The sequence below is a fragment of the Mesoterricola sediminis genome, from assembly GCF_030295425.1.
GTDB classification, from domain to species: Bacteria; Acidobacteriota; Holophagae; order Holophagales; family Holophagaceae; genus Mesoterricola; species Mesoterricola sediminis.
This window is the reverse complement of sequence record NZ_AP027081.1, coordinates 882,864-893,388: the sequence shown is the minus strand read 5'-3', so window position 1 is coordinate 893,388 and position 10,525 is coordinate 882,864. Positions and strand designations below refer to the sequence as shown.

Genomic DNA, 10,525 nt, shown 5'->3' with positions numbered 1-10,525 from the left:
GGATGGACGTTCGACCTGTCGATCCCCTGGCCCAGCCGGATCTCGTCCTGGAGGCCCTCTGCGCCGTGGACACCACCACGGGCCAGGAGGCCGCCCTGCTCCCGGTGCTCCGGCCCCTCCTCGAGGCCCTGGGCGCCCGGGTGGACGTGGCCCCCTTCGCGCCGGGGCGGTGCAACGTCCTCGCCACCTGGGGGGAGCCCCGCATCCTCTTCAGCACCCACCTGGACACGGTGCCCCCCTTCATCCCCCCCCGGCGCGAAGCGGGGGCCCTCCACGGCCGGGGCGCCTGCGACGCCAAGGGCCAGATCGTGGCCCAGCTCCTGGCCGCCGCCCGCCTCCGCGACCGGGGCGTGGCCTGGCTGGGCGTGGCCGGGGAGGAGACGGACAGCGTCGGCGCCCAGCAGGCCCTCCGGGACTGGCAGGACCGCTTCCCGTCCTGCCGGGCCGTCATCAACGGCGAGCCCACGGAGCTCCAGGTGGCCGCGGGCCAGCGGGGCGTCCGGAACCTGCGCCTGGGCTGCCGGGGCCGGGCCGCCCACGGCGGCAGCCCCGAGCGGGGCCACAGCGCCGTGCTGGACCTGGTGGACTGGATCGGCGGGATCCGCGCCCTGGCCCCGGGCCGGCACCCCGACCTGGGCCCCGAGGTCTGGAACCTGGGCGTCATCCGGGGCGGCGAGGCCGTCAACATCGTGCCCGACCGCGCCGAAGCCCTCCTCAACATCCGCACCGTGCCCGGCTCGGCCTTCGCCGAGGCCGTCGCCGCCCTGGGCCCGGCGGGCTCCGAGGTGGAGGTGCAGGTGGACGAGGCCCCCTGCCTCTTCCCGGCCCTGCCCGGCTTCCCCATGGCGCCGGTGCCCTTCGGGTCCGACGCCCCCGTCCTCCGGGCCCTGGCCCCCACCGGCGCCGTGGCGCTCGCGGGCCCGGGCTCCATCACCGTGGCCCACACGGCCGACGAACATCTGACCTTCACCGACCTAGGGGCCGGCGCGGACCTGAACCTCCGCCTCGCCCTGCATTTCCTCCAGGAGCACCCATGAGCAGGATTCCCGTCGCAGTCCTCGGCGCCACCGGCGTGGTGGGGCAGCGCTTCGTGCGCCGCCTCGCCGATCACCCCATGTTCGAGATCGCCGCCCTCACCGCGAGCGACCGCAGCGCCGGCAAGACCTACCGGGAGGCCTGCGAATGGCGCCTGGACGGCGAGCCCTACGGGGGTCTCGGCGACCGCGTCCTGCTCCCCTCCGAGCCGGAGAAGGCCGCCTGCGCCGTGGCGTTCAGCGCCCTGGACAGCGGTCCCGCCAAGGACATCGAGCCCGCCTTCGCCGCGGCCGGCGTCCACGTCTTCAGCAACGCCGCCACCTACCGCATGGACCTGGACGTGCCCCTCCTGGTGCCCGAGGTGAACCCCGGCCACCTGGCCCTTCTCCCCACCCAGCGCCAGCGGCGCGGCTGGAAGGGCTCCATCCTCACCAACCCCAACTGCACCACCACCGTCCTCGTCATGGCCCTGGCGCCCCTCCACGAGGCCTTCGGCGTGGAGACGGTCCTCATGACCTCCATGCAGGCCGTGAGCGGCGCCGGCTACCCCGGCGTGGCCAGCCTGGACATCATGGGCAACGTCCTCCCCCACATCCGGAACGAGGAGGAGAAGGTGGAGGTCGAGACGGGCCGCCTCCTGGGGCAGGTGGAGAACGGCCTCGCCGTCTCCGATCCCATGACGGTCTCCGCCCTCTGCTGGCGGGTGCCCGTGCTCGAGGGCCACTCCGAGAGCGTCAGCGTGAAGCTCAAGGGCGACCCCACCCCCGACCAGGTGCGGGAGGTGCTGGCGGCCTGGAAGCCCCTGCCCCAGCAGCTGGGCCTGCCCAGCGCCCCCGCCGTCGCCGTGCGCGTCCACACCGCCGAGAACCGCCCCCAGGTCCGCCGGGACGTGGAGATGGACGGCGGCATGTCCGTGCACGTGGGCCGGGTCCGCCCCTGCCCCGTCCTGGGCATCAAGTTCGCCCTCCTCGGCCACAACACCGAGCGCGGCGCCGCCGGCGGCTCCATCCTCAACGCCGAACTGGCCGTGGCCCGGAAGGCCATCTGCTCGTGAACGGAACGAAGGCCCCGGCATCGGGCGGCAGCCGCGCCTGCCCCTCGATGCCGGGCCGGCCTCAGCGGCGGCCGCGGATGACCAGGTCCCGGGCCAGGGCGCGGGCGTTGGTGTAGTCGGGGAGGCCGCCCATGGCCCGCAGGCGGACCCGCAGGTCCCGGACCAGGGGCCGGATCGCCAGGGCCAGGAGGAAGAGGGCGAGGAAGATCGTCACCTTGAACCCCACGTGCTTGAAGCCCACGGCCCCGGCCACCCCGCCCCCGAAGAAGCTCGCCAGGAGCAGGCCGTGGAGCTTGAGGCGGCTGCGGTTGGCCTTGATGGGGTCCACGCCGCGGCGGTGGAAGACGTTGGGATAGACCAGGCGGCTCAGCTCGATGCCGAAATCCGTGAGGTTGCCGGTCATGTGGGAGGTCCGCACCTCGGCGTTGGAGATGGAGGTCACCACGGAGTTGTGCATGCCCATCATGAAGCTCAGCAGCACCGTCGTGGCAGGCAGGAAGAACTCCCGGCGGTGGCTGAGGGTGGCGCCCATGAGCCCGAAGACGAGCATCAGGCCGGCCTCCAGGGTGAGGTTGAGGGCGTAGGGGCTGCGGAACTTCATGCGCCGGCCGAGGTTGATGAGGGTTCCGGCCGTGAAGGCCCCCAGGAGGAAGCAGAGGATGATCTCCGCGGCCCCCCAGGCCAGGCGCATGCGGCCCAGGGCCAGCTCGTCGGCGAGCTTGGAGACGTTGCCCGACATGTGGGAGGTGTAGGTCTTCACGGCCAGGAAGCCGCCCGCGTTCACGGCGCCGGCGATGAAGGCCATGGACCAGGCCAGCTGGCGGTTCAGGGCCTGGCTCCGGTCCGTGCCCTGGCGCGTGAGGAGTTCGGCGTCCAGGGGGAGCAGGTCCAGCGTCTTGCCCAGGGCCTTGCCCAGGTTCTCCGGCAGCTCCCGGGGGTCCAGGTGGCCCTGGAGGAAGTGGAGCGTCCGCTTCCGGGCGACCCGCAGGTAGCGCCGGGGCCGCTGGATGCGGCGCGGGGGACGATGGGGACTCATGGCCGCCTCCGGGACGGAGAACGGCGGACGCGGCGATCGGGCATTCCCCATTCTGGGCGCAACGGGCGCCGCCGCCAACCCGCGGCCTCCGACCTGATAGACTGGGTCCACGACCCCTGGAAGGACCTTCGCGCTCACGCTTGGCCCTGGGGCCGGCTTCGGCGGTTCCATGCTGCTTCCCTGCCTGTACATTTGTGCCCTGCTCCTGGCCACCCTCTCGGGCGTCCCGGGCCTGCTGGGGGCGCGCCAGGGCGGCCGGATCGCCACGGGCATGCTCGCGGCGGCGGCCCTGGCCGGCCTGGCGGTCTCCGGCGGCGTCCTCTACGCCGGCCAGGGCTGGCGCCTGGACCTGGGCTGGGCCCTCCCCGGCGCCCGCCTCGCCCTGGGGGGCGATCCCCTGGGCGCCTTCGTCCTCGCCCCCGTCGCCCTCGTTCCCGCCTGCCTGTCCCGCTACGCCGAGGGCTACTGGGACGGGCCGGCCCACGCGGCCACCGCGCCCCGGCTCCGGTTCTTCTTCGGGCTCGCCGCCGGCTCCCTCATTGCCCTCACCGCCGCCGCCAACGCCATCCTCTTCCTCTTCGCCTGGGAGACCATGGCCCTCACGGGCTTCCTCATGATCACGGCCAGCGACCAGGATGCGGCCGTGCGGGAAGCCGGCTGGGTCTACCTGGTGGCCTCCCACACGGGGGTGCTCCTCCTCTTCGCCGGCTTCTCCCTCCTCGCCCGGGCCACGGGCTCCTTCGCCCTCGGACCGTTGCCGGCGGGCTTCGCCGCGACCCCGGCGGGCACCTGGGCCTTCCTGCTCCTCCTGGCCGGCTTCGCCCTCAAGGCCGGCATCGGCCCCTTGCACGTTTGGCTTCCCGGAGCCCACACCGCGGCCCCCAGCCACGTGTCCGCCATGCTCTCCGGCCTCCTCCTCAAGATGGGCCTCCTGGGCATCATCCGTCTGGTTGCTTGGTTCCCCGATCCCCCCCTGTGGTGGGGCGGCCTGCTCACCTGCGTGGGCGCCGTCTCCGGCGTCATGGCCCTGGCCTTCGCCCTGGCCCAGCGGGACCTCAAGCGGATGCTGGCCTACTCCAGCATCGAGAACGTGAGCATCGTGGCCCTGGGCCTGGGCCTGGCCCTGGCGGGCAAGTCCCTGGGCCTGCCCGCCCTCGTCCTCCTGGGCGGCGCCGGGGCCCTCTTCCACCTGCTGAACCACGCCCTCCTCAAGCCCCTGCTCTTCATGGGCGCGGGCACGGTCCTGCACGCCACGGGGACCCGCGACATGGAGCGCCTGGGCGGTCTGGCCCGGGCCATGCCCCGCACGGCCCTGTGCTTCACGGCCGGCGCCTTCGGCCTGAGCGCCCTGCCCCCCCTCAACGCCTTCGCCGGGGAGTGGCTCCTCTACCTGGGGGCCTTCCACAGCCTCCAGGCCGGCGGCTGGGTCGGCGCCATCGCCATCCTGGCCGGGCTCGCCGTCATGGGGGCCCTGGCCCTGGCCACCTTCACCCGCGCCTGCGGCGTGGTCTTCCTGGGCGAACCCCGCACCGAGGTCGCCCTCCGGGCCCACGAACCACCGTCCTCCATGACCGGCCCCATGACCCTGCTCCTGGGCGTCTGCCTACTCCTGGGTCTCTGCCCCCTGCTCCTGGCGCCCGCCCTCCAGCGGGCCGCGGAGGCCCTGGCCCCCGGCCTGCCGCCCCTGCGCAGCCTCGCGCCCCTGGGGCACCTGTCCTTCGTGGCCGCCGCCGCCCTTCCCGTGGCCTGGGCCGCCTGGCGCATCGCCCTGCGCCTCCCGGGGCGGACGGCCGGGACCTGGGACTGCGGCTACGCGCGGCCCACGGCCCGCATCCAGTACACCGCCACCTCCTTCTCCCAGATGCTCACGGACGCCTTCCGCTGGCTCCTGGCGCCGGTGGAGCGGCTGCCCCGCATCCAGGGGCTCTTCCCCCGCAACGCCCGCTACCAGATGCAGGCCCCGGACACGCTGCTGGAGCGGGGCCTGAAGCCCGGCGCCGCCTTCCTGGCCTGGGCCCTCTCCCGGCTCCGCTTCCTGCAGGCGGGCCACCTCCCCATCTACCTGCTCTACGTGGTGCTCACCCTCGTGGCCCTCCTGGCCTGGACGCTGGCATGACCCGGACCCTCCTGCTCCTCCTCGCCCAGCTCGGCCTCACCCTGGCCCTGGCCCCCCTGCTGCCCGGCCTCATCAACAAGGTGAAGGCCCTCTTCGCGGGGCGGGTTGGCCCGCCGGTCTTCCAGCTCTACTTCGACCTGGCCAAGCTGCTGCGCAAACAGCCGGTGTTCAGCGCCACCACCACCCGGGCCTTCCTGGCCGGACCCGCCGCCTCCCTCGCCGTGCCCGTGGCCGCCGCCCTCCTCCTGCCCATGGGCGGTCCCCGCGCCCCCCTGGGGTTCGCCGGGGACGCCATCGTCTTCGCCTACCTCTTCGGCGCCGCCCGCTTCCTGGTGATCCTGTCCGCCCTGGACACGGGCTCCTCCTTCGAGGGCATGGGGGCCGCCCGGGAGGCCACCTTCGCCGTCCTGGCGGAAACGGCCCTCTTCATGGGCCTGGCCGCCCTCGCCCGGTTTTCGGGCCAGGTCTCCCTGGGGCCCATGCTCACGGCCGCGGGCCAGGGCTGGCGCCTGGCGGGGGGCCCCCTGGCCCTGGTCCTGGCCGCCTGGGCCATCGTGTTCCTCGTCGAGAACTGCCGCATCCCCTTCGACGACCCCAACACCCACCTGGAGCTGACCATGATCCACGAGGTGATGGTCCTGGACCACTCGGGGCCGCCCCTGGCCCTGGTGCTCTACGGCGCCAGCCTCAAGCTGTGGGTCCTGGGCGCCCTCGTGGTCAAGCTGTGCCTGCCCCTGCGCGGGCCCTGGTGGATCGACTGGCCCGCCTTCCTCGGCGGCATGGTCCTCCTCGCCGCCGCCGTGGGCGTGACCGAGTCGGTCATGGCCCGGCTGAAGCTCCGGCGCGTCTCCCAGGCCCTCATCGCCGCCCTGGTCTCGGGCACCTTCGGTTTCCTCCTGCTCCTCCTCCAGGCCTGATCCCATGACCCCGAACCTCCTGCTCGCCGCGATCATGCTCATCAACTTCATGCTGGTGGCCAGCAACCGCGTCGACAAGTGCATCAGCCTCGCGGCCGTCCAGGGGCTCCTGCTGGCCCTCATCCTGCTCCTCATGCACCCCCACTGGACCTTCCTGGCCCTGCTCATGGCGGCGGGCACGGCGGGCATCAAGGGCGTCCTCATCCCCGTCATGCTCCACCGGGCCCAGGACCGCATGCGCCAGGAGCGGGAGCCCGAGCCCTACGTGGGCTACACGGCCACCCTCATCATGGCCGCCGCCGGCACGGGCCTGGCCTTCCTGCTGGCGCGGCGCCTGCCCCTGCAGCCGGGGAACCTGGGCACCCTGTTCGTCCCCGCCTCGATCATGGCCCTCTTCACCGGGTTCCTGCTCCTGACCACCCGCAAGCGCGCCCTGCTGCAGGTGGTGGGCTACCTGGTGCTGGAGAACGGCGTCTACCTCTTCAGCCTCCTGCTGGTGAAGGAGATGCCCCTGCTCGTGGAGAGCGGGGTGCTCCTCGACCTCGTGGTCGGCATCTTCGTCATGGGGATCGTGATCAACCACATCACGACCGCCTTCGACAGCCAGGACACCCACCGCCTGGCGCACCTGAAGGACTGAGCCATGATCGCCGCCCTCATCTGCGTGCCCCTCCTCGCCGCGGCCCTGGTCTGGTCCATGCGGCCCGGCATGCACCGCGCGAAGGTGCTGCCCGTGGCCGCCTTCCTCCACCTGGGCCTCGTCCTCTGGGCCGTGGCCCACGCGCACCGCCTCTCCCCCGGCGCCTGGTTCCGCCTGGATCCCCTGGGAGCCTGGATGCTCCTGGTGGTGAGCGCCGTCTTCACCATCTGCGCCTGCTACGCCCCGGCCTACCTGGCCCTCCGCACCGAGCGGGACTTCGGCGTCTTCGGCGCGGCCATGCTCGGGTTCCTCTCCATGGCCTCCCTGGTGGCCACCGCCCGGCACCCTGGCGTGCTCTGGGTGGGCATGGAATCCATGGCCCTGGCCACCACGCCCCTCCTCTACTACAACAAGAACCGGCGCAGCCTGGAGGCCACCTGGAAGTACCTCCTCATCTGCAGCGTGGGCATGGCCCTGGCGCTGCTGGGGACCTTCTTCCTGGCCTACGCGGCCCAGCTGGGCGGCATGGGCGAGCCCATCTGGATGGACCGCCTCGTGGCGAACGCCCCGTCCATGTCCGCGCCCTGGCTCAAGGCGGGCTTCGTGCTCGTGCTGGCGGGCTACGGCACCAAGATGGGCCTCGCCCCCCTCCACACCTGGAAGCCCGACGCCTACGGCGAGACTCCGGGCATCGTGGGCACCCTCCTGGCCGGGGGCGGCACCACCATGGCCTTCCTCGCCCTCCTGCGCATGTACGCCATCGTCTCCGCCGCCGGCCTGGGGGACTTCGCCCGGGAGCTGCTCGTCGCCGCGGGCCTCCTCTCCATGGCCTGGGCCTGCGCCTTCATGATCCGCCAGGGGGACCTGCGCCGGCTCCTCGCCTATTCGAGCGTGGAGCACATGGGCATCCTCGCCTTCGGGATGGGCATCGGGGGCAAGGCCGTCTTCTTCGCCCTCTTCCACGTGGCGGCCAACGCCCTGGTCAAGAGCGCCCTCTTCCTCGGCTCCGGCAACATCGTCCGCTCCTTCTCCTCCAAGAGCCTGGGGGAGATGACGGGGGCCATCCGCCGGCTGCCGGTCTCGGGCTGGTTCTTCCTCCTGGGCTTCCTGGCGGTGACCGGCACCCCGCCCTTCGCCCCCTTCACCTCCATCTTCGGCATCGGCTCGGCGGCCCTCGGCGGCGGCCACGTCCTGGCGGGGGCCCTCTTCCTGGCCCTCCTCGCCGGCGTCTTCGTGGCCATGGGCTCGGTCATCCTGCCCGTGCTCCAGGGGGACCCGGACCCGGCGGCGGTGCGGACCCGCTACCAGGACACCGTCGGCCTCACGGCCCCCATCGCCGGCGCCCTCCTCCTCGCCCTCGTGCTGGGGCTCTGGGTGCCCGGCCCCCTCATGAACCTGCTGACCCGGGCCGCGGCCCTGGCGGAGGGCCGGCCATGACCCCCGCGACCCTTCCCAACGGCGGGGCCCTCCCCCTGGCCGCCGTGCCCCGGCTGCCCTTCCCCGCCTTCCAGGAGGCCGTGACCGGCGCCTGCGCCGACGGCGCGAAACTCGTCTGCCTCGCCGCGGCCCGGGACATGACCGGCTTCGCCCTCCTCACCGTCCCCGGCAGCCCGGCCTTCCAGGCCCTGCGCACCACCTTCCCCGCCCGGACCTTCCCCTCCCTCACGCCGACCGTGCCCGAGGCCCACCTGTTCGAGCGGGAGATCTGCGAGCAGCGCGGCCTGAAGGCCCTCGGGCACCCGTGGTTCCGGCCCGTGCGGCACCACCGCCCGTGGTCCCCCGCCGAGGACCCCTGGGGCCGCCCGGATCCGGTCGAGCCCGCCGTGGTGGATTTCCACCGCATCGAGGGCCGCCAGGTCCACGAGGTGGGGGTGGGCCCCGTCCACGCCGGCGTCATCGAGCCGGGCCACTTCCGGTTCCAGTGCGTGGGCGAGACGGTGGTCAGCCTCGACATCAGCCTGGGCTACCAGCACCGGGGCCTGGAGCGCACCCTGCCCGGGGGCCCCCATCCCCTCACCCTCAAGCACATCGAAACCGCCGCCGGCGACACCACCGCCGGCCACGCCTGGGCCTACTGCCTGGCCATGGAGGGCCTCGCGGGCCTCCAGGTGCCCGTCCGGGCCAACCTCATCCGGGGCCTGGCCCTGGAATTGGAGCGCCTGGCCAACCACACCGGCGACCTTGGCGCCATCGCCGGGGACGTGGGCTTCCTGCCCACGGCCAGCTACTGCGGCCGCCTCCGGGGCGACTGGCTGAACATGACGGCCGTCCTCTGCGGCAGCCGCCTGGGCCGGGACCTCTTCCGCCCCGGCGGGGTGCGCTTCGACGTGGAGCCGGCCCGGATCCGGGACCTGCGCGCCCGGCTCATCGCGACCGAGGCCGGCACCCGGGACGCGGTGGAGCTGATGTGGGCCACCCCGTCCGTGCTGGCCCGGCTCGAGGGCACGGGCCGCGTCCTGCGGGCCCACGCCGAGAATCTGGGCCTCGTCGGCCCACCGGCCCGCGCCTGCGGCATCCCCCTGGACGTGCGGCGCGACCACCCCTTCGGGCCCTACGGGGATGCGGAGATCGAGCCCGCCTGCGACGACCTGGGCGATGTGGCCGCCCGTGCACGCGTGCGCTGGCGGGAGATCCAGGCCAGCTGCGCCTTCCTCGCCTGGGCCCTGGACGCCCTGGAAGAGCTGCCCGCCGGCCCCTGCGCCGTCCCGGCCCCCCCGAGCCTCCCGCCCGAGCACCTGGCGGTGGGGGTCACCGAGGGCTGGCGGGGCGCCGTCACCCACCTCCTGGCCACGGACTGGTCCGGCCACGTGGCCTTCCACAAGCTGGTGGACCCCTCCTTCCGCAACTGGCCGGGCCTCGCCCTCGCCCTGCGCGGCGAGGGCATCTCCGACTTCCCCCTGTGCAACAAGAGCTTCAACCTCTCCTACTGCGGATTCGACCTCTGATGCTCAAGATCCTGGCCTCCCGGCTCCGGCAGGGGCACCGCACCAACCGCTTCCCCGTGGAGGCCCCGGCCCTGCCGGACCGCTTCCGGGGCCGTCCCGTCCTCCGGCCCGAGGAATGCCCCACCGGCTGCGACGCCTGCGCCCGGGCCTGCCCCACCCGGGCCATCACCCTGGAGGAGGGCCTGGCCGTGGACCTGGGCCGCTGCCTCTTCTGCACCGAGTGCACGGACGTCTGCCCCCGGGACACGGCCCTCGTCTTCAGCGGGGAGTACCGCCTGGCCACGCGCACGTCCGCAGACTTGGTCGTCCGCTCAGGCTCCTCGTACGCGCTCGCCGAGGCCCTGGAGGCCCGGGCCCTGGCCCTCTTCGGCCGCAGCCTCAAGCTCCGCGTGGTCAGCGCCGGCGGCTGCAACGGCTGCGAGGTGGACGTGAACGTGCTGGGCACCGTCGGCTGGGACCTGGGCCGCTTCGGCATCCAGGTGGTGGCCAGTCCCCGCCACGCGGACGCCGTCGTGATCTGCGGCCCCATCACCCGCAACATGGAGGCGGGCCTGCGCAAGACCCTGGACGCCACCCCCGACCCCAAGCTCGTCATCGCCGTGGGGGCCTGCGCCCTCTCCGGCGGCCCCTACCTGGACCAGGAGGAGCAGCTCTGCGGCGCGCCCGGCATGGGGCTCCCCGTGGACCTCTTCATCCCGGGGTGCCCGCCCCACCCCCTCACCATCCTGGACGGCCTGCTCCGCCTGCTGGACAAGGTGGGGGACGGGGGCCGGGGGTAGCCG

9 protein-coding genes are annotated in these 10,525 nt (G+C 73.6%); 8 read left to right on the top strand and 1 reads right to left on the bottom strand.

Annotated features, from left to right (window positions below; genetic code table 11):
• The first annotated feature begins 2 nt into the window (after positions 1–2).
• Together R2J75_RS03850 and asd are read left to right on the top strand one after the other, a co-directional pair.
• A complete protein-coding gene (locus tag R2J75_RS03850) occupies positions 3–1,037 on the top strand; it encodes a M20 family metallopeptidase (RefSeq protein WP_316411103.1) in 1,035 nt (344 codons plus the stop codon).
• Positions 1,034–2,089, top strand: coding sequence for an aspartate-semialdehyde dehydrogenase (gene asd / locus R2J75_RS03845; protein ID WP_316411102.1), 1,056 nt, complete (start codon positions 1,034–1,036; stop codon positions 2,087–2,089). Before R2J75_RS03850 ends, asd begins: the two co-directional genes overlap by 4 nt.
• A 61-nt stretch (positions 2,090–2,150) precedes the next feature.
• Here asd and R2J75_RS03840 read toward each other — a convergent pair whose 3' ends face one another.
• Positions 2,151–3,125, bottom strand: coding sequence for a YoaK family protein (locus tag R2J75_RS03840; RefSeq protein WP_243329253.1), 975 nt, complete (start codon positions 3,123–3,125; stop codon positions 2,151–2,153).
• 169 nt (positions 3,126–3,294) lie between these two features.
• On the opposite strand from R2J75_RS03840, the gene R2J75_RS03835 reads away from it, so the two are divergent.
• Genes R2J75_RS03835 through R2J75_RS03810 form a run of 6 tightly spaced genes read left to right on the top strand, consistent with a single transcriptional unit; the run spans position 3,295 to position 10,522 of the window.
• On the top strand, positions 3,295–5,241 hold the full coding sequence (locus tag R2J75_RS03835; protein ID WP_243329252.1) for a proton-conducting transporter transmembrane domain-containing protein: 1,947 nt from the start codon (positions 3,295–3,297) through the stop codon (positions 5,239–5,241).
• Positions 5,238–6,158, top strand: a complete 921-nt coding sequence (locus tag R2J75_RS03830) for a respiratory chain complex I subunit 1 family protein (protein WP_243329251.1) — start codon at positions 5,238–5,240, stop codon at positions 6,156–6,158. The genes R2J75_RS03835 and R2J75_RS03830 overlap by 4 nt, the downstream gene beginning before the upstream one ends.
• Positions 6,159–6,162: 4 nt before the next feature.
• Complete coding sequence (locus tag R2J75_RS03825) at positions 6,163–6,798, top strand: hypothetical protein (protein WP_243329250.1); 636 nt, start codon at positions 6,163–6,165, stop codon at positions 6,796–6,798.
• Positions 6,799–6,801: 3 nt separating this feature from the next.
• Positions 6,802–8,235 carry a proton-conducting transporter transmembrane domain-containing protein gene (locus R2J75_RS03820; protein WP_316411101.1) on the top strand — a complete coding sequence of 478 codons (1,434 nt, stop codon included), beginning with the start codon at positions 6,802–6,804 and terminating at the stop codon, positions 8,233–8,235.
• Entirely contained in the window at positions 8,232–9,743 is a 1,512-nt protein-coding gene (locus R2J75_RS03815; protein WP_316411100.1) for a hydrogenase large subunit, read from the top strand. Before R2J75_RS03820 ends, R2J75_RS03815 begins: the two co-directional genes overlap by 4 nt.
• The gene (locus R2J75_RS03810) at positions 9,743–10,522 is read left to right on the top strand and encodes an NADH-quinone oxidoreductase subunit B family protein (protein WP_243345690.1); all 780 of its coding nucleotides are present in this window, start codon (positions 9,743–9,745) and stop codon (positions 10,520–10,522) included. The genes R2J75_RS03815 and R2J75_RS03810 overlap by 1 nt, the downstream gene beginning before the upstream one ends.
• Positions 10,523–10,525 lie beyond the last annotated feature (3 nt).

Coding starts and splice junctions, on each gene's coding strand:
- R2J75_RS03840 (WP_243329253.1), bottom strand. CDS start 3,125: ATGAGTCCCCATCGTCCCCCGCGCCGCATCCAGCGGCCCCGGCGCTAC.
- R2J75_RS03850 (WP_316411103.1), top strand. CDS start 3: ATGGACGTTCGACCTGTCGATCCCCTGGCCCAGCCGGATCTCGTCCTG.
- R2J75_RS03810 (WP_243345690.1), top strand. CDS start 9,743: ATGCTCAAGATCCTGGCCTCCCGGCTCCGGCAGGGGCACCGCACCAAC.
- R2J75_RS03820 (WP_316411101.1), top strand. CDS start 6,802: ATGATCGCCGCCCTCATCTGCGTGCCCCTCCTCGCCGCGGCCCTGGTC.
- R2J75_RS03815 (WP_316411100.1), top strand. CDS start 8,232: ATGACCCCCGCGACCCTTCCCAACGGCGGGGCCCTCCCCCTGGCCGCC.
- R2J75_RS03830 (WP_243329251.1), top strand. CDS start 5,238: ATGACCCGGACCCTCCTGCTCCTCCTCGCCCAGCTCGGCCTCACCCTG.
- asd (WP_316411102.1), top strand. CDS start 1,034: ATGAGCAGGATTCCCGTCGCAGTCCTCGGCGCCACCGGCGTGGTGGGG.
- R2J75_RS03825 (WP_243329250.1), top strand. CDS start 6,163: ATGACCCCGAACCTCCTGCTCGCCGCGATCATGCTCATCAACTTCATG.
- R2J75_RS03835 (WP_243329252.1), top strand. CDS start 3,295: ATGCTGCTTCCCTGCCTGTACATTTGTGCCCTGCTCCTGGCCACCCTC.